13 protein-coding genes are annotated in these 19516 nt (G+C 54.9%); 7 read left to right on the forward strand and 6 right to left on the reverse strand.

Going from position 1 to position 19516, the window contains the following annotated elements; all coding sequences use genetic code 11:
- Positions 1-23: 23 nt before the first annotated feature.
- The 4 genes from I4V53_RS11145 to I4V53_RS11160 all read right to left on the reverse strand — a co-directional run bounded on the left by I4V53_RS11145 (position 24) and on the right by I4V53_RS11160 (position 5975).
- Positions 24-1541, reverse strand: coding sequence for a sugar ABC transporter ATP-binding protein (locus I4V53_RS11145; RefSeq protein WP_195985772.1), 1518 nt, complete (start codon positions 1539-1541; stop codon positions 24-26).
- A 272-nt stretch (positions 1542-1813) separates the two neighbouring features.
- Positions 1814-3319, reverse strand: coding sequence for an ATP-binding cassette domain-containing protein (locus I4V53_RS11150; RefSeq protein WP_195985773.1), 1506 nt, complete (start codon positions 3317-3319; stop codon positions 1814-1816).
- A 1-nt stretch (position 3320) separates the two neighbouring features.
- Positions 3321-4349, reverse strand: coding sequence for a sensor histidine kinase (locus I4V53_RS11155; RefSeq protein ID WP_195985774.1), 1029 nt, complete (start codon positions 4347-4349; stop codon positions 3321-3323).
- Positions 4350-4364: 15 nt separating this feature from the next.
- Positions 4365-5975, reverse strand: a complete 1611-nt coding sequence (locus I4V53_RS11160; RefSeq protein WP_195985775.1) for a response regulator — start codon at positions 5973-5975, stop codon at positions 4365-4367.
- A 181-nt stretch (positions 5976-6156) separates the two neighbouring features.
- Here I4V53_RS11160 and I4V53_RS11165 point away from each other — a divergent pair, with 181 nt between their 5' ends.
- From I4V53_RS11165 to I4V53_RS11190, 6 genes are all read left to right on the forward strand, one after another.
- Positions 6157-7347, forward strand: a complete 1191-nt coding sequence (locus I4V53_RS11165) for an ROK family transcriptional regulator (RefSeq protein WP_195985776.1) — start codon at positions 6157-6159, stop codon at positions 7345-7347.
- Entirely contained in the window at positions 7344-7964 is a 621-nt protein-coding gene (locus I4V53_RS11170; RefSeq protein WP_195985777.1) for a helix-turn-helix domain-containing protein, read from the forward strand. Before I4V53_RS11165 ends, I4V53_RS11170 begins: the two co-directional genes overlap by 4 nt.
- 376 nt (positions 7965-8340) lie before the next feature.
- A complete protein-coding gene (locus I4V53_RS11175; protein ID WP_195985778.1) occupies positions 8341-14352 on the forward strand; it encodes a GH92 family glycosyl hydrolase in 6012 nt (2003 codons plus the stop codon).
- Positions 14353-14608: 256 nt separating this feature from the next.
- Complete coding sequence (locus I4V53_RS11180) at positions 14609-15823, forward strand: ROK family transcriptional regulator (RefSeq protein WP_195985779.1); 1215 nt, start codon at positions 14609-14611, stop codon at positions 15821-15823.
- A gap of 11 nt (positions 15824-15834) precedes the next feature.
- Positions 15835-16797: a type I phosphomannose isomerase catalytic subunit gene (locus tag I4V53_RS11185; RefSeq protein WP_286167123.1), complete on the forward strand. Its 963-nt coding sequence runs from the start codon at positions 15835-15837 to the stop codon at positions 16795-16797.
- A 35-nt stretch (positions 16798-16832) separates the two neighbouring features.
- Positions 16833-17798: an ROK family protein gene (locus tag I4V53_RS11190; protein ID WP_195985780.1), complete on the forward strand. Its 966-nt coding sequence runs from the start codon at positions 16833-16835 to the stop codon at positions 17796-17798.
- 113 nt (positions 17799-17911) lie between these two features.
- Here the strand turns inward: I4V53_RS11190 and I4V53_RS11195 are convergent, their stop codons facing one another.
- Entirely contained in the window at positions 17912-18637 is a 726-nt protein-coding gene (locus I4V53_RS11195) for a polysaccharide deacetylase family protein (RefSeq protein WP_195985781.1), read from the reverse strand.
- Between the two features lie 260 nt (positions 18638-18897).
- The gene (locus tag I4V53_RS11200; protein ID WP_195985782.1) at positions 18898-19131 is read right to left on the reverse strand and encodes a hypothetical protein; all 234 of its coding nucleotides are present in this window, start codon (positions 19129-19131) and stop codon (positions 18898-18900) included.
- Between the two features lie 128 nt (positions 19132-19259).
- Between I4V53_RS11200 and I4V53_RS11205 the strand changes: the two genes are divergently transcribed.
- Positions 19260-19511 carry a helix-turn-helix domain-containing protein gene (locus I4V53_RS11205; RefSeq protein ID WP_195985783.1) on the forward strand — a complete coding sequence of 84 codons (252 nt, stop codon included), beginning with the start codon at positions 19260-19262 and terminating at the stop codon, positions 19509-19511.
- Positions 19512-19516: the final 5 nt, after the last annotated feature.

A 19516-nucleotide genomic window follows, 5' to 3' on the forward strand; every position in this document is an offset into this window, starting at 1 on the left:
TGTGTTCTCTCCCCACTCATTCGTTATGCGCCGGCCTTCTGGCCGATCTTATTTTCAAATTTCGTCGCACATTCCAGAATCTGGTTCTGCGTGACCTCGCCGGACAGGAATTCCCCTGTGACGCGCCCGTCGCACATGACGAGGATGCGGTCGCTGATGCCCATGATTTCCGGCATTTCGGAGGAGACGAACAGTACGCCGATGCCCTCCTGTTTGAGCTGGTTCATCAGGTTGTAGATTTCCACCTTGGCCGCCACGTCGATGCCGCGGGTCGGCTCGTCGAAGATGACCACGCGGGAATTTCGCGCCAGCCACTTGGCGACGACGACCTTCTGCTGGTTGCCGCCGGAGAGGCTTCCTGCGTCGACCTCCGGGCCGGCAAGCTTGATGGTCAGGTTCTGTACGGATTTCTCCACCATGTCCGCTTCCTTTTTACGGTTGATGACCCCCGCCTTGTTGCAGAGGATATCCAGATTGGGAAGCGCGATGTTGTCGCGGATGCTCAGCTTGGTGCACAGGCCGTCTTTTTTGCGGTCCTCCGGCGCCAGCACGATGCCCGCCTTGATGGCGTCCATCGGTTTGCGGATGACGACCTTTTGGCCGTCCAGAATGATCTCGCCGCTGTCCTTTGGATCGACGCCGAAGAGCGCCCGGGTGGTTTCCGTCCGGCCCGCGCCCATCAGGCCCGCGATGCCGACGATCTCGCCCGCGTAAAGGTCCAGGCTGACGTCGCGTACCATGCGGCCCGCGTTCAGGTGCTTAACCTCCAGAATCTTTTTGCCTTTGGCGCAGGTCACGCGCGGGAATTTTTCCTTGATTTCCCGGCCGACCATGTAGGCGATGATCTCCGACATGTTGGTATCCTGGAAATTCATTGTGGTGATGTACCGGCCGTCGCGCATGATGGTCACACGGTCGACGATGTGCTGCAGCTCCTCCAGCCGGTGCGATATGTAGACGATACCGTGTCCCGCCTCGCGCAGCTTGTGGATGATTACAAACAGGTCGTCGATCTCCTTGGAGGTCAGCGCCGAGGTTGGTTCATCCATAATCAGGACCTTTGCGTCCGTGGAGAGCGCCTTTGCAATTTCCACCATCTGCTGTTTGGAGACCGCCAGGTCGCCGACGATGGTGTCGGGGTCGATGTCGATGTTCAGGCTGCCCAGGATGCGGGCGGCTTCCTGGCGCATCTCGCGCTCGGAGAGGACACCGGAGTGCGTTTTTTCCCTGCCGAGGAACATGTTCTCCGCAACCGTCAGGTGCGCGCACATGTTCAGTTCCTGATGAATGATCGCGATGCCGAGCGCCTGTGCCTTTTTCGGCGTCAGCTCGTCAATCTTTTCCCCAAAGATGGTCATTTCGCCGCTGTCGCGCGTGTAAACGCCGCTCAGGATTTTCATCAGCGTCGATTTACCTGCGCCGTTCTCTCCCAGCAGGGCGAGCACTTCGCCCGACTTGAGGTTGAAGGAGACGTCGTCCAGCGCCTTGACCCCGGGAAAGGATTTGTTGATATGCTCTAGTTCGACAATGTATTCCTGCATCAAATCCACCTATCTTTTCTTAGGGGACCGGTAAAACCGTGCGGTTGCTTTCCCGCTCCTTTCGTGCCCCCCGTTACTCATTGTCTCGTTCTGTGGCTTTATTATAGCACCGGGTTTTTCAGAACATAAGGGGGCTGCGTTTGGTCTTATAGGGGGTTTCTTTTGGAAATTTTGTGCGATATGAATTTTTTATCCAAACAAGGTAAATGGGTTTTAGTCAAATTGATGACCCACCCAACCATGAAAAAAGCCGCCCGGCTGGGGGCGGTTTTTCAGGATTCCGAAGGGGTCTCTCCGGTGGGCAGCCAGGGAATCGCGGTGTCCACCGGGGCGGACTGCCCGCGCAGCAGATGGAATTCCCCGCTGTGGTATTCCCGGAGCAGATGTCCCTGCTCCAGCATCAGCAGGCGGTCCGCCACAACCAGGCTGTCCGACATGCTGACCGCGAGGATCACCACAGTGATCTTGCGGGCGCGCAGCTCGTTGATCAGATGGACCAGATGGTGGCGCAGGTACATATCCGCGCCCGCGAAGGGCTGGATACAGAAAACAATCTCCGGGTGGTACAGATGCACCCGGTAGTAAATCAGATTGTACAGCGAGGCGGGGGAAAGCCCCGTAATGTCGTATGCGTAAATATCCTTGCCGACCAGGGGTTCGTACTCCTTCAGAATGCTCTGCTTGAAGCGGCGGTTCATCCAGAGCAGCGGGGATTTGCGGTCCAGCAGGAAGCAGAGGTTATCGATATAGCTCATCTCGCGGAACAGCATGCTTTGCAGCGGATTTTCTTTAATAAAGCTGAGGCGCTGGCGGAGCTTCGCCCGGTTTTCACACCAGTCGGTGGCGTCCAGCAGGATTTTACCGCTTTGCGGGAACAGGTCCCCCGTCATCAGCTGGAACAGGTCGGTCAGGACCAGGTTGTTTACGTCCAGGAACACGACGCATTCCCCCTGCTCGATGGTAAAGCTCATGTCGTGGATGTGTTCCGTAAAGACATGACGGAATTTCAGTATGCCGCTGTGCTGGTCGGAGTCCTGCGGCAGGTTGGCCGGCCGGCTGAAGTCGAGGGTGAAATGGGAAATGATGTCGTCGCGGAAGTCCTCGCGCCGCAGCAGCTTACGGATTTTTCCGCATTCCATCAGGGAAACGCGGTCGCAGATGCGGAATGTCTCCTCGTGGTGGTTGCAGATGTACAGGAAAGACATCCCCTGCGCGGCGTAACGGCGGATCAGCTCCTGGAAGCGCCGCAGGTCCGCCGGGCCGATGAAATTGCTGATGTCCCGCAGGACCACCAGCTTGACGCCGGTGACGACCGCCTTGAGCAACTCCGTGACGCAGCGTTCAAAGGAGGACAGCTCGTCCACAATCGCGTTGGCGTCAATATGGATGCCGAGGTCCTCGGTAAACAGGGCGAGCTGGGATTTCAGCACGCGCGGATCGATCACATATTTTTTAAACCCGCGCCGCAGGACAAAGATGTTGTCCGCCACGGTCAGGCTCTCCACCAGGCGGCTGCGCTCCTCGATGACGGAGACGTGGTTTAATTCCATGGAACTGGATTTATAGCTGTTGACCAGCTGTTCTTCAAAGTAGATATACCCGTAGTGGATGGGGACATTCTCGCACAGGAGATTGACCAGCGCGTCCTGGCCATCAGAGTCGATGCAGACCAGGCCCATGATTTCGCCCTCAAAGATGTGCAGATTGACGCCGTCCAGCAGTGTGACGCCCTCATCCCGTTGAGTGACCCGGTCCAGCCGGATGATTTCCTTACGCATATCAGTATTCCTTCGCATTCCCGGTGAGGAGCGGCAGCGTGATCTCCACGTCCGTGCCGACGTCCACCGTGCTGTAAATGGAAATGCCGTATTCCTCGCCGAACAGCAGCCGGATGCGGCTGTTGACGTTGATGATGGCGATGCCGCCCCGTTTCTCACGGTCCGGCTTGACAAAATCAAAGGAGGGGGTTTCCAGCTCGCGGTTTAACTCGCGCAGGCGGGCTTCGTCCATGCCTGCGCCGTCGTCGGAAACCGTGATAATCAAACGTTTGGAGGTGGCCTCCAGTTTGATCCGGATATTGCCGCGGTCAATTTTGCGCTCGATGCCGTGGATAATCGCATTTTCCACGATGGGCTGCAGCGTCAGCTTGGGCATGCGGTATTGATAGAGCTCCTCGCGGTCCTCTTCGTCGCAGTCCACGATCAGGTTGATGCGTTCGCCAAAGCGGTAGCGCTGAATGATGTAGTAATTGTCGATGTTGCGCAGTTCATCCTCCAGCGTGACCAGCTGCTCGACGTTGGAGATCGTGTAGCGGAAAAAAGTGGAGAGCGCCTCGGTCATCTTGGCCACGTTGTCCAGTCCGGCGGTGATCGCTTCGCCGCGGATCCCCTCCAGCGTATTGTATAGAAAATGGGGATTGATCTGGTTTTGCAGGGCCAGGTACTGCGCCTGCTTTTTGGAAGCGTTGATCAGTTCGCTGGTGTCCAGCATGCCGTTGAGCTTTTCCAGCGCGCTTTCCATCGCGGGGGAATAGGGATGGCGCAGCTCGTGGAAGCTCTGCATGGAGTAGCCATCCACAAAAAGATTCAGCATCTTTTCCGTTTCCCGGTAGGGCAGGTAGACCCAGCGGTGGCCAAGGTAAAGGATGGCGATTAACAGCGCCGCGCCGCCCAGCAGCACCCAGACGGCCCAGGTCTGTTCCGCGATGGAGATCGCCAGCGCAGCCAGCAGCAGGCCGACCAAAATGCCCAACAGGGTGACGATCCGCGCAGAGCGGTGGGAAAGAAAGCGAAATTGCAGTTTTTTCATTTGTTCACCCGCCCGTCAGGAATAGAGCTTGCGGAACTCGTTTGGTTTGAGCCCGGTTGCCTTGCGGAAGCTCTGGGTAAAGTGTTTGAGATCGCTGTAGCCCACCTGGCTGCAGATGTTCGCCACGGTCAGATTTGTCTCCTTTAAAAGTTCCTTGGCGCGGTTCATGCGCACCTCGGAAAGATATTCCAAAAAGTTTTTCCCGCTCTCTTTCTTAAAAAGCGTGCTGAAATAGGAGGCGTTGAAGCCGACGAAATCCGCCACCTCCTCCAGACTGATGGGGCGCATAAAGTTTTCCTGTATGTATTGTTTTGCGGCGCGCACGGGCTTCTTTTCCGCCTGGCGGCGGTCCTGCAGAATGGCGTCGACGGAATTGCAGACCATGCCGGAGAGATGGCGGAACAGCTCCTGCGCACTGCCGCACAGATCGCAGCGTTCGGAAAAGCGCTGGTAAAGATCATCCGTGTTTTCCACATGGATGTGGTGCTTGCGCAGCACGACCAGATAGGTGTGACAGGCGTCCAGCGCCAGAGAAATCAATTTCTGCCCGCTTACGCCGGGCGCGGCAAGCGCCGCTTTGCGGAACCGGTCCAACGCGCCGGACACCGCGTCGCGGTCAAGAATCTCTAAAGCGGTTTCGAGCTCCCGGTTCAATTCCGCCAGCAAGCTGTCGCTCTCGTAAGGCAGCTCCGGATGGGAGGCGTCCTCCAGCACTTTGCCGGTTCCTTCCACCAGACGCTGCGCGCAGACGTTTTCCGCGGAGTGCAGGGAAAGAACAAGCTGCTCCGGCTGCGTCACCGTTTTGCCGAGCGCGATCGTCAGCTCCGTATTTTCAAAAATGCCAAGCTGCACCTGCAATTCGTCCATGGCAGTTTTAAAGAGCTTGCGCACATTGGCCTGCCTGCTTTCCGCATAGTTCAGCACGCCGTAAGCGCGGCTGCCGATAAAACAGATTTCCATGTCAAAACAGATGGGCTGCAGGACGGCGCGCAGCTGCTGGGCCACCTTGTACTCCAGAATCTTGGTGCTGTCCTGGCAGAGCTGGCCCGGCGGGCAGTCTACCTTGACAATGAAAAGCCGGAACAGCCCCGGCTGAAATTGAAAATGGTAATCCGTGTTGGCCTGCTCCAGCAGGAGCGGTTCCTGCATCTGCTGGGCCAGCAGCCGGCTGAACAGGCCGGAACGGAGCTTGTCGATGTCGCTTTGCAGGCGGATCTTCAAGCGTTCTTCCTGTGACATCTTTTCTGTGCGCAGCTGGTAGCGGCTGCGCATTTTTTCCAGCGTGGCGGCAAGCTCCTCTTTCTTGATCGGTTTGAGCAGATAGTCGGACACGCCGAACTTAATGGCGCTCTGCGCATAATCGAAGTGGCGGTATCCGCTGATGATGACGCACTCCAGATCGTCGCGCACCTGCTTTGCCCGCTCGATCATTTCCAGCCCGTCATATCCCGGCATGCGGATGTCTGTGACCAGCAGGTCCGGGCGGAGGTGTTCCACCATTTCCAGTGCTTCCACGCCGTTGTGGGCTACGCCGATGATTTCCATATCAAACGCTGCCCAGTTCACCAGATTGCAAATCAATTGGCAGACCTTGACTTCGTCGTCTGCCACGATTACTTTGATCATAAAGCTGACTCCTTATCCCCTACAGCCGTTTTTCCTCCTTTTTACAACTTAAAAGAAAAAGAAAGTAGGAAAACGAAAAAAAATCCGGCTGAATTCATAAAAACATTTGCAATTTTCCCAATTATTATATAATATGTATATTAGTAAAGTCAATATACTATTATTACCTGGGGGAATTATTTTGGAAAAAACTGGTGGTATGAACAACCAGAATTTAAAATATCGAAACCGGGGGCTGCTCCTGAAGCTGATCTGTACCCATGAGGGCTTGTCGCGCGTCCATCTTGCGCAGGATACAGGGCTGACCAAAATGGCAGTGACCAACATCATTGCGGAGCTGATCGATCAGGGATATGTGGTGGAGAGCACGCCCAGCCGCAACACGGGCGTGGGGCGCAATCCGATTACGCTGGAAATTTCCCCGGACGCGCCTAAAGTGCTGGGGATTCAGATCAGCCGGGAAGGCTGCACCGCCGTGCTGTTCGACCTCAAGCTGCGCATCCAGATGAAGCGCTTCATCCCCTTTTTACAGGAGGACATGGCGTCCATCCAGAATAAGCTGTTCTGGGTGGTGGATCAGATCAGCGAGCAGGAACCCAATATCCTGGGCTGCGGCGTATCCGTGGTAGGCCCTCTGGATGTGGAGGACGGTATGGTCCTGAACCCGCCCAACTTTTTCGGCGTTTCCAATTGGCCGCTCCGGCAGGCCCTCTCGGAGCACACCGGCCTGGAGGTTTTTTTGAATAACGATATGAACTGCGCCGCGCTGGGGGAGAAGATGTTCGGCGCGGGGCGGGAATTCCATAATTTCCTCTATGTGGGCCTTTCGGTCGGCATCGGTTCCGGCATTATTGAAAACGACGGACTGTACCAGAACAGCAGCGGCTTTGCGGGGGAGCTGGGGCACACCAGCATCGACTGCGAGGGCCTGCCCTGCGGCTGCGGCAACCGCGGCTGTTTGGAGGAATACATCGGCATGCCCATTGTCCTGGGGCGGCTGCGCGCCGTGACCGGCTGGGATTACAGCTTTCCTCAGTTCTGCGACCGCGCGGGGGATCCCCGGGTGGATGCGGTTTTGACGGATATGCTCGGCAAGCTGGCGCACGCCCTGGTGAATGCAGTCAACCTGCTCAATCCGCAGGCGATCCTGATCGGGCATAACGGGGTGTACCTGCCGGAGCGGTATTTGGTTTTTCTGGAGGAAGAGATCAACCAGCGCAAATTTTCGCAGGAATATTTGAAGGTCCGGGTACGGAAATCGCGGTTTGGGGTAGATTCCTCTTTGTACGGGAGCGGCTGCGTACTTTTGAAGCATCTTTTTGAAAATGGAAAGGTGGAACAGAATACGTATGTACGGGTAAATCCGCTATGAAACGGGTGTTGATTGCGGCAGGCGCGCCAATGGCCCGGCTGCTTCTGGCGTCGATTCATTGGGAAGCCCTGCGGGCGGAGGCAGTTGTCGCCGGTACAAAGGAAGAGGTCCTGCATGCTCTGCGGGAGAGGAATCCGGACCTTCTGCTGGTGGAAAATGGCGCGCCGTTTGAGGAAATCTCAAAAATAGCGGGAGCCGGCACTCAGGTGGTGCGAATCGATCCGTGTGAGCTGTTGAACCCAACCGAACCGGCTGGGAAGCAGGAGGCGGGTGCTCCGGCCGGACGGGATAAAGGCGGCAGCCGGGCGATCCGCCGGGCGCGGGCCTATCTGGAGCAGAATTTTGCAGAGCCGCTCCGGCTGGACGATGTGGCCGGCTATGTGGAGCTGAACCCCGCGTATTTTTCCGCTCTTTTTAAAAAAGAAACCGGGAAGACATTTTCCGATTATCTGGTGGAGCGCCGCCTGCGGGCGGCGCAGTCCCTGTTGCAGTCGACCGGGAAAAGTGTTTCTGAGATTGCGGAAACAGTGGGCTACAACGATGTGAAATATTTTTCCAGGCTGTTCAAAAAGCATTTGGGCGTCAAACCTTCTGAATACAGGCGCATTTCCCCCTGACAACCTCTCCCGGTGAGACAGAAGATCAGACTGTTCACTTATTAAAATCAAAATCATAAGTTTGTTTAGTTAAGACCAAAATATTATAAAATAAGAAATATTTTCCTTGCTTTTCGGAATAAAGTTTGCAAAAAATAAAATTGATTTGAATAAAAACCAAAATTTTTCCACTTTTTCTATGGAATACACCTTTGACGGATGAAACGATCGTTGCTAGAATGTAGCTAAATTACTTATATTTGCGCTGCAAGTTCATTTCTATTGGTCGAAATAACAGGTGTGAATTTGCGGGCAGAAACAATTCACCGCAAAGGGGGGCAGGCGCAGAGATTCGATCATCAGCTCATGTGTACGAGTAAATTTAAGGAGGAAAACAATGAAAAGGTTGCAAAAACTGATGGCAATCGCGTTGGCGGCTACACTGGCCCTTCCGGGAAGTGTGCTTTCCACCGTTGTCTCCGCACGGACGGAGGAATCCAAAGGCTTTTATACTTCGTTTGAGAAGGATGAGGAACTGACCGGCCTGTTCCAGGAGTCCACGTTGGAAGTCGTGGACGGTGTTGGAAAATCTCAGAATGTCATCAGCAGCACGAGCGAAGGCCTGGTGGGCGACGTTACCTGGATGGTGGATAAGGACTCCATACAGGGTTCTTCTAACTTTAATAACAACGAGACGAAGGAAAAGCTGTTTGACAGCAATCCCAGCACAAAATATTTGTGTGACGACGGCGCTTCGGAGAGCAGCCCGGTTTGGGTTTCATTCCGGCTGAAAGAAGCAAAAGCCATCAAGACATATGTGATGGTTTCCGCAAACGACGCCGAAGGGCGCGACCCGGAGAACTGGACGCTGTCCGGCTCAAATGACGGCGAAACTTGGACGGCGCTGGACAGCCAAACCGGCGTTCGCTTCAGCAAGCGGTATGAGACAAAGACATTTGAACTGGATAACGATACCGCATACGAGTATTACAAAATCAGCATTACAAAAAGCCGGAGCGACAAAATGGTCCAGTTTGCGGACCTGAATCTGGCAACGCTGGACGAAGCGGACAACCAGGGCGCGAAGGTCGCCATGGCCACTACGATTGAAAGCGGCCCCGCTTCCGTGCACGACGCCGCGTCCAACCAGGGCTGGACCGGCGCGAAAGCGCTGAAGGTCAGCGGTTATCATCAGGGCGAGGACGAGGCGTATGCGTACAACGTCCTGTACGATGGCCTCAATATCCCGGTTACGGAAAATACACAGCTCAGCTACATGATTTTCCCGGAATGGACGACTAGCAATTATGACTTTGAGTATACATCCACGTACATCTCGGTGGATCTGGCCTTCAGCGACGGCACTTACCTCAGCGATCTGAACGCCATTGACCAGAACGGGAACATTGTTTCCCCGAAGGAGCAGGGCCTCTCCAAAACGCTGACCACCAAGCAGTGGAATAAAATCTCCGCGTATCTCGCAACAGGCGAAGACGTTGTCGGAAAAACCATTACAAAGGTTCTGATCGGCTACAACAAACCTTCCAACCCCACCGGCGATCTGGACGCGTTTACAGCGGACATCGACGACATCCGCATTGAGGACGTCGCACCGGTTGAATACGAGCATCTCTCCGACTATGTTTATACCCTGCGCGGCACGAACGACGGCACGAACTATTCCCGCGGGCTGGTCTGCCCGGGGACGACGCTGCCGCACGGCTTCAATTTCTGGGCGCCGGTTACCAAAGCGGGCGACAACAAGATGTACAATTACCAGCACAGCCGTGACGGCGGCACGCTGAAACATCTTACGATCAGCCATCAGGCGTCCTTCTGGACCGGAGAGCGCGGCACCTACGAGTTCATGCCGAACAGCAGCTTTGACGCAACGTCCGTTTCCAGCATTGGGACCGGCGCGCGTGCGGCGGGCTTCAGCCATGACAACGAGACGGCGCGCGCGCACTATTACAGCGTAAAGTTTAACGAAGGCGACGCGAAGGCTTCCAATGTACAGATGGAAGTCACCCCGACGGAGCATGCGGCGGTCCTCCGCTTTACCTATCCGGAAGACGCGGCCCACTGCAATGTCATTCTCGACTGCGACAGAGCCAACGGGGACACGACGTTTTCTTCCGATGGAAAGACCTTCAGCGGGTATTCCGATCATACGAGCAACGGCATGCAGCGCATGTATGTTTACGGCGAATTCAGCCAGAATTATGTGAACAGCAAGGAAGTCGGCAAGGCCGGCATCGCGGAATTTGAGAAGGCGGAGAGCGGCAAGACGGTTGTCGAGCTGAAGGTCGCCACCTCCTTCATCAGCCTGGACCAGGCCAAGAAGAATCTGAATCAGGAAATCGCCGCGGACGAAGGATTCGATGAAATCTTTGCCAGGGCGCAGCAGACCTGGGACGATCAGCTTGGCATCATCGAGCTGGAAGGCGCGACGCCGAACCAGATGACCAGCTTCTATTCCGGCATGTACCGTCTGTTCATGTATCCGAACAACCTGTCCGAGCAGACCGGCGAAGGCAGCGAGGACGGCTGGCAGTACAAGAGCCCGTACGGCAGCCATGAAGTAAAAGACGGCAAAATGTATTACAACAACGGCTTCTGGGATACCTACCGCACCACATGGGCGGCCTATTCCCTCCTGACGCCGGAAAAAGACGTGGAATTGCTGAACGGCCTTGTCCAGCATTACAACGACCAGGGCTGGGTTCCGAGATGGATCGCGCCGGGCGGCACCAACAGCATGGTGGGCACCAGCTCCGACGTTATCTTCGGCGACGCGGCAAAGAAAGGGCTGGACTTTGATGCGGAAAACGCATTCCTGTCCGCTCTGAAAAACGCATCCGTCGTTTCCAACAACCTGACAAACGGCGGCCGCACCGGCTTGGGCACCGGCATCTTCTACGGCTATACGCCGCTGGAGGAAGACAGCCTGAGCTTCTCCTGGGCGATGGAAGGCTTTATCAACGACTACGGCATTTATGAGCTGGCAAAATCTTTGGGCTATACGGACGAAGAGCAGTATTACCGCAACCGTGCCCAGAACTATGTAAACCTCTTCAACCCGAACATCGAGTGGTTTATGAGCCGCAAGAAGGACGGTTCCTTCCGTACCAACAGCAGCTCCTTCAACCCGGGCATCTGGTGGGGCGACTACACGGAAACAAACGCTTACAACATGGCGTTCAGCGTACCGCAGGACGGCCAGGGCCTTGCCAACCTCTATGGCGGCAGAGAAGCGCTGGCAGAGCGTTTGGACGGATTGTTCAACGCCGCTCCGGACCTGATCGAAGACGGAACCATTCATGAAATGGTCGAAGCAAGGGATCTCAAGATGGGCCTGTACGGCCACAGCAATCAGCCCTCCCATCACATCCCCTACATGTACAACTATGCGGGCCGTCCGGACCGCACACAGGAAGTCGTGCGTGAAGTGCTCAAGAGAGCGTATGTCGGCAGCGACATCGGCCAGGGCTATATCGGCGACGAAGACAACGGCGAAATGTCCGCCTGGTATGTTTTGAGCGCGCTGGGTTTCTATCCGGTCAATATGGGCAGCGGCGAGTACGCCATTGGCAGCCCGCTGTTCCAAAAGGCGACCATCCATCTGGAAAACGGCGAAGACCTTGTAATCAACGCGCCGAACAACAGCGATCAGAATATCTATGTGCAGGGCGTAAAGCTCAACGGCGAAGCATATGAGAAAAACTATTTCCTGCATGAGGACCTTGCCAAGGGCGGCGTGATCGACTTTGACATGGGCAGCTATCCGTCCGACTGGGGCAGCTCGGAGGACGCGCTTCCCGCCTCCCTTACCACAGGCGACAAGGCAGCGGAGCCGATTCAGGATCTGGCAAGCACCCATTCCGTTGTCGGACAGTCCGCGCCGTCCGGCAGCGTTGCACAGGACACCGTATACAGCGCACAGACCACGGATGCGGCAAAGCTGTTTGACAACACGTCGGCTTCTGCGGCAAGCTTCCGTGAAAATATGGCGTCCGTTTATTACAGCCTCATGAAACCGGGTATTGTGGATATGGTGACCATCACCTCCAGCACCAAGCCGGAAAAAGCGCCGGTCGGTTTTGAACTGTTCGGCTCGAACGACGGAACCAATTGGACCAGCCTGGAGAAGCGCGAGGGGTTGGCCTTCGATTGGGCAAGATACACCCGCCCGTTTGCAGTCAATGCAGCGGAAAAATATGAGCATTACCGCCTCGACCTGGTTGGCTCTGAGAACGGTCTGGAAATTGCCGAGCTGGAACTGCTGGGCAACCCGAAGAAATCGATTGACCGCAATACATTGGGCGACATGATCGAAAAAGCAGACCGGATTGATTTGAAGGCCTATACCGCCGCGAGAGCGGAAGCTTTTGCAAAAACACTGGCGGACGTAACCATCGTTTACCAGAATGAAAACGCCTCTGAGGAAGAGATTCGTACGGCGGTGGCGGATTTGGAGAAAGCCCTTGCAATCCTGGGCACTTCCAGAAACGCCTACGACAGGCTGGAAGGTGAAACCTTCAACGACGGCAATGTGGTGCGCGACGTCAACGCGGACCGCAGCGGCGGCGGTAACATTGGCGGCGCGCAGAACGGCTTCTGGGCGGAGTTTGACAACGTCAGCTTCGGAGAGAACGGCGCGGGCCACGTTGTGATGAGCTATTCCTGCCAGTCCAGCGACGGTTCCAACAACGGCCAGGTACAGCTGTTCCTGGATTCCATGGAGGGAGAACCGTTCGCCATTCTGAAGACCCATAACACCGGCAGCAACTGGTCAACCTATATTGACACGGAAACAGACATTGTACCGCCTGTCACCGGTACGCACGATGTATATCTGAAGCTGGTCAGCGGCGACGGCAAAGCCTATGTCGCCAACATCGACTACTTTGACTTTACCGAAGTCGAGCCGCAGGCGGAAGCGAACCTCACCGTCCAGTACAGCGGCAGAGCGGCAAGCCTGACCGTCGACGGCGAAGCGCAGAAGCTGGCCGACCTCATCGGAAAGTATGAAAATGTGGTTTCCTCCGGCGCGGCTGTGGAACTCTCCTTTGTCCCCGCTGTGGAGGGCAGAGAATTCGCGGCGGTCACCCTGAATGGAGAACCGCAGACCCTTACCGATTCCAATGCATTTGTTTACACGCACAAAATGGCGGCAACGGATACCAAGCTGCAGTTTGCGTTCACGCTGGTCAATAAGCAGGTTTTGAACGCGGTGGTCGAAGTGGCGGAAGGCCTGCTCGACGGCGACGAATTCAATGCGGCGGTCCCGTCTGTTCAGAAGAAATTCCGCTCTGCGCTGGAAAACGCACAAAAAGTACAGCAGAATATGACCGCAACGCAGAAAGAGATCGACAAAGCGTGGAGCGATCTGCTTGATATCATCCATTTCCTGAGTTTTGAACTGGGCGACGCGTCCGCGCTGGAAGACCTGATCACCATGGCGGAAGCTGCTTCTGAAGACAATTTCACCGCAGAAAGCTACCAGAAGCTGGCGGAAGCCATTGCAGCGGCAAAGGAAGTCGCCGCGCAGGACGAACCGCTGAAGGCCGATGTGGAGAAGGCGTACGATGACCTTTACAAGGCCTTTATCGGGCTGGAGGACGCCTCTGACCTGAGCATGTTAAACTACTACATCAGTCAGGCGGAAGACATTGTTCCGAATCTGGAAGAGCAGTATGTGCCGGACGGACAGGAGGAGTTCCTTGCCGCACTGGAAGCTGCCAAAGAACTGACCAGGGATTCCGCACAAAAAGACGTTGACGCGGCGGCGGCAGCCCTCAGCGAGGCAATTTCCAAGCTGCGCAAAATTCCGACGAAGGATGCGCTGAAGGAAATCGTTGAAGAGGCGGAAAACATTTCGCAGGGCGATTATACCGCGTCCAGCTATGCAGTCCTGCAGGCGTCCCTTCAGACGGCGCGCGCGGTACTGGCAAACCCGAACGCAACGGACAAAGAAATCGCGGCTGCGTATGACGCTGTGGTCAATGCAAAGAACGGACTTGTGACAGTGAATAAAAACACCTCCAAGAGCTCCGGCAGCAGAACGCCGTCCTATACGGGCAACAGCTACGGCGCGGAGGGCGTCGCGGTGGTCGGCGCGGCACAGAGCGTGCTTGGAAAGGCGACCGTGATTTCCGATACGACGGTTGATTTCACCCTCAGAAGAGGCAGCGCATACTGCTTCAAGATGACGGTCAACGGAACAGATTCTGCACCGGACTTCACCGTGGGCAACAGCAACGTTTTGAAGACGCAGTTTGTGGCAAAGATCGGCAATGCCTATTATTACCGCGTATGGGCGGTCGGCGCGCCGGGCGCAAGCACGGGCGTGTATACGACCCTGCCGGGCGCTGCTGCTGTCAAGCACTGCACAGTAACAATTGGTTAAGATCTGTTGGTTGCGCGAATCAGACAATTGAATTGATTGTATGCAAAGACACGGCGCTCCTCGCCGTAATCCGGACCAGCCGCCAGAGGCTGGAAATGGCGAAATTTTGACAAGAGGTCCGCGCCGCAAAGAATCCATTCTTTGCGGCGCGTTCCACGTCAAAACCCTTTACTTCATACAACAAATCTTCTATGATGAGAATATGGGAAAAGCGGCGGAACAGAATTTGAATCACCTTGGATTTGGGGGAACGGAAATGGTAGGGAATATCAACAGTGAGACCATGCGGGCAATGAATTTAAAAGTGATTTTTGACTATATCCGGCGGAACGAGCCCGCGTCGCGGCGGGACATCGCCGAGTTCGGCGGCCTGACGGTCGCAGCCGTTTCCAATATTACTTCAAAGCTGCTGGCCAACGGCCTGGTGGTGGAGGTGGGCGCGGGGGAATCCGTGGGAGGACGCCGCCCGACGCTGCTGGGAATCAACGCGGACTGCCACTATGCGGTCGGTATCGATCTTACAACCAAGCAAATTAAATTGGTCATCACCAATTTTAAAGCGCAGATCATTTACGAATGTTCCTGCGATACACAACTCGAGCAGGGGCCCGGCTATGTGCTGGACAAAATGGCGCAGATGGTGAAAAACGCCGTGGCGGATGCGCGGATTGATCCCGGGAAGGTCATCGGTGTGGGCGTCGTCTCCGCCGGCCCGTGCGATCCGGAAAAAGGCGTCATGCAGAGCCCGCCGAACTTCCCGGATTGGGGGGATGTCCCGATCCGCGATTACATACAGGAGCACACCGGCTATCCCGCGTTTTTTGATAAGGACTCCGTCGGCGTCGTCATGGCGGAATACTGGTTCGGCAAGGTGGCGGACTGCGACAGCGTGTTCGGTTTTTTAATCAACCGGGCGGGCGTCGGCGGGGCGCTGCTGGTCAACGGCGAGGTGTTCCGCGGGTGCAGCGGCGGCGCGGGCGAGGTGGGCCACACTATTGTGGACGTGCGCGGCGAACGCTGTTCCTGCGGCAGCTACGGCTGTTTGGAAACGCTGGTCAACGAGCAGCGTCTGCTGGCGGATGTGGCGGCGGACCTGAAGCTGGGCAGGCCGTCCCTGCTGGCGGACGCGGCAGATTATAATGCCGTCACGATGCGGCAGATCATGGAGGCCGCGGAGCAGGGCGACGCGCTCTGCAAGGAAAAGCTGGATCGCATGGCGGAATACCTGGCGGTCGGCGTGCGCAACATCGCCACGCTGTTCGCGCCGGAAAAGATTGTCCTGTCCGGCGGAATGATCTCAAAATACCCGTATTTCACGCGTGTGATTCTGGAAAAGGCGCAGAAAAAGCAGGGGGAGAAGTTTGTCAAACATATCTGCGTGGTGGAATGCAGCTTCCATGAAAATCAGTGTGCACTGGGTTCCGTGGCGCTGGTATTGGAGAATTTTTATAAAAGTATCCAGTTGGAATAAGGAGAGACAATATGAATGCGTATCCAATGAAGCTCCGCCCGGTCTATAAAGACAATCTCTGGGGCGGAGAGCGTTTGAAAAAAGACTACAATAAGCAGACCGATATGACGCCTTTGGCGGAGAGCTGGGAGCTCAGCTGCCACAGGGACGGAAGCTCTGTGATTGCAAACGGCCCATGTGCCGGCATGACGCTGTCCGCGTACCTGGAGCAGAACCCAGAAGCGGCCGGGACGCGCGGCGTGGACTTTCCTTCGTTTCCCATCCTGTTTAAACTGATCGATGCGAAAGACGACCTGTCTGTGCAGGTCCACCCGGACGACGCGTATGCGATGCGCGTGGAAGGGGAATACGGCAAGACGGAAATGTGGATCGTACTGGAATGCGAACCCGGCGCAAAGCTGGTCTATGGCTTCCGGCAGGAGATGGACCGGGAGACGTTCCGCAGGCGGATCGCGGAGCAGACGTTGATGGAGGCGGTCAACGAGGTCCCGGTTCACAAAGGGGACGTTTTCTTCATTCCGGCGGGGACGCTGCATGCAATTGGAAAGGGCATCGTCATTGCGGAAATCCAGCAGAATTCCAATACCACTTACCGCGTGTACGATTATGGCCGCGTGGATGCAAACGGCAGTCTGCGGGAATTGCACATTGAAAAAGCGCTCGACGTGACCGATCTGGAGGCATATCGTGCGGAACAGAAGGCATATCCCATGCGCAAAGAAACAGGCGGAACGGTGACGCTGCTGGCGGACTGTCCTTATTTCAAAACCAGGCAAATCACATTGGACGGATGTATGGACCGCACCGTGGACGGAGGCTCATTTGAAGGGCTGTTTTGCGCGGAGGGCGCGGCGGTTCTTCGGACGGAAACAGAAGCATGGGAGCTCCAAAAGGGCGACACGATGTTTTTGCCGGCCGGGCTGGGCGCATACGCCTTGGAGGGGTGCGCCGTTTGTATCTCCATGGGCGTGTGACGTCCGATATCAGAAAAACTTGGAGGAGTAATCATATGAAGTATTATGCGGGAATCGACCTGGGAGGCACCAACATCGTCGCAGGCATCGTAGATGAATCGTTTCAAATTGTCGCTTCCGCAAAGCGCAAAACCGCCCTGCCGCGCCCATGCGACACGATTATCGAGGATATGGAGGCCACCGTGCGGGAAGCCGCCGGGCAGGCGGGCGTTGCGGTGCAGGAGCTGGACTATGTGGGGCTTGGCTGTCCGGGGATGATCGATATTACCACCGGCGTCGTCATTTACTCCAATAACTTGGAGTTTTATCATGAGCCGGTCGGGGAGAAATTGTCCGGGCGGCTGGGAATTCCGGTCCTGATGGCAAATGATGCGGACGCGGCGGCCTTTGGGGAATTCAAAGCGGGTGCGGGAAAAGGCAGCCAAAACATGATTGCCATCACATTGGGAACGGGTTTTGGTTCCGGAATTATCATCCATTCCAAGCTGTACACGGGCTTCGCCTACGGCGGCGCGGAGATTGGACACAGTTTGCTTGTAAAGGACGGGGAGCTGTGCACCTGCGGGCGGCGCGGCTGTCTGGAGGCCTATGCCTCGGCGACGGGCCTGATCCGCATGACGAAGAACCGCATGGAGGGCTGTAAGGAAAGCCTGATGTGGAAGCTGGTGGGCGGCAACCTGGAAAAAGTCAGCGGCCGCACGGCGTTCGACGCGATGCGGCAGGGAGACCCGGAGGGGACTGCCGTGGTGAAGAAGTACACGGAGTACCTGGCCGAGGGCATTGTCAATATCGTCAACATTTTTCAGCCGGAGATCATCTGTATCGGCGGCGGCCTCTCCAAGGAGGGGGAGAATCTCCTGGGGCCGATCAACACCTATATCAACCGGTACGCGTTTTCCCGCTTTGCAGATCAGAATACCTCTGTGCGCATTGCGGAGCTGGGAAACGACGCGGGCGTGATCGGGGCGGCCCTGCTGGGAGAAGCATTCCAGTGCAGATGAAAACAGCAGACCGTATAACAAAATAACAAAACCGCCGCCGTGCTTTTAAACAGAAAAAGCACGGCGGCGGTTTTGTTATACGGGAATAAATAAATTTACCTGGGCGAGCTGTTCTATGCAGCGTTCCAGCTGGCATTTGGGCAGTCCACTTCTATCAATACATAGTTGCCTAATGCGGAAGCGATGGATGTGCTTACAAGAAAGGAATCGGGCGTTAAGCAGAACGCATAGTACGCGCGGTGATCGTCAGACGTCAGATCATCCAATAAATATTCGTCACTGACATCCTTGACGATGGTCTGCATCTGCTCTTTGCTGATATAGCCGCTTTTGACCGCCTCGTTTGTAACGTTTTCAGACTGCTTGATTTTCCGCACAAGGTCCATGTTGATATCCATGAAGTCGGAGAGCTTTAATCTTTCCATACGATGCAGGTCGATGGTGGTTGCATAAATATCGTCCGAGATACGGCAGGAGCTTCTAACATCCGGACGTCCGGTGTAATAGGTGGAAGTTCCCGTGTAAAGAATACTCAACAGCTCAGGGGTGTGTAAAGTGACCTGATAGTTCAAGTCCAATTCAAAAATGTCTATCGGACCGATGCTGTCCAAATTCACCTGTGATTTGAGGTCGTCCCGGATCAGCGCATTGATGGCTTTTTCCTTGACGGGGTCTTTGAGCCCATGAAGCTGCGGATACTTGAGCGTCGCTTCCCCTTGGGAAAAGGTTTCCGTCGTGATCTGGTAGGGCTCCTGCTGGATAAAATGCTTGCCGGACATGGCCAATCCAAATAGCAGAATAACAGCAATCAAAATGCCGAAAACCTGTTTTTGGTTCATTCCGATTCCCTCATTTGCGGTAATCTCCTGTCTGGTCATGGTGTGACCATCGGCAGATAGGATCCGTTTTCTCATAAATGGATGATCGACAATTTCAGAATAGCAGATTATCTGTTCCGCGTCAATAAGGGAAGGTTTTGTCTGCTAATGACAAGGTAGGAATTCTGCTAGAGCGTACTTCTCCGCTCTTCTTTGAGCCGGATTTCTTCTTTGATTTTGTCTTTTATCTCTTTGCACAGTTGCCCGGTGCCGATCCGCTGTCACTCCCGCCCTGCTTTTTCAATCAGTAGGCTGGTCATTGCCTGATGCAGGATGTCATTGTAACAGTTTTTAAGAAACAGCACGGGAATCCATTCATGAAATCCGTTGCGCTCGAAGAGTTCCATTATTTCAATATTCCTCCGGAGATACTTCGTATCCATCGTCACATAACTTGTGCTGGACTTTTGGGTGATTTGCCAGCCAATTTGCCATCTGTACCAGTTTGTTTTCATTAATTTCTGTTTGCATATAATTTTCCCCTTTTTTCTTTAGAATACCACTTGGTATCTGGTTTACTCTTTTACGCTGCTATAATCAATATATAAGATACCAAATAGTATCAAGATTGGAGGAGTGTACAATGCAAAAGTTTTTACAGGATACATCTATTGGTGGGAATTTACAAAAGATAAGAAAAAGCCGAAATCTTTCACAAAAAGATATGGTAGATCAATTACAATTATTAGGACGTGGCATGACGCGGGCGAATTACGCTCATATTGAGCAGGGGATCAGGAATATCTACATAAGTGATTTGATTCTGTTTCGCAAGATACTTAATGTGAGTTATGATGAATTCTTCGAGGGGATTGACCCTATTCATGGTGATTAAGTAGA

Source organism: Clostridium sp. D33t1_170424_F3 (assembly GCF_015667585.1).
Taxonomy (GTDB): Bacteria; Bacillota; Clostridia; order Oscillospirales; family Acutalibacteraceae; genus Anaeromassilibacillus.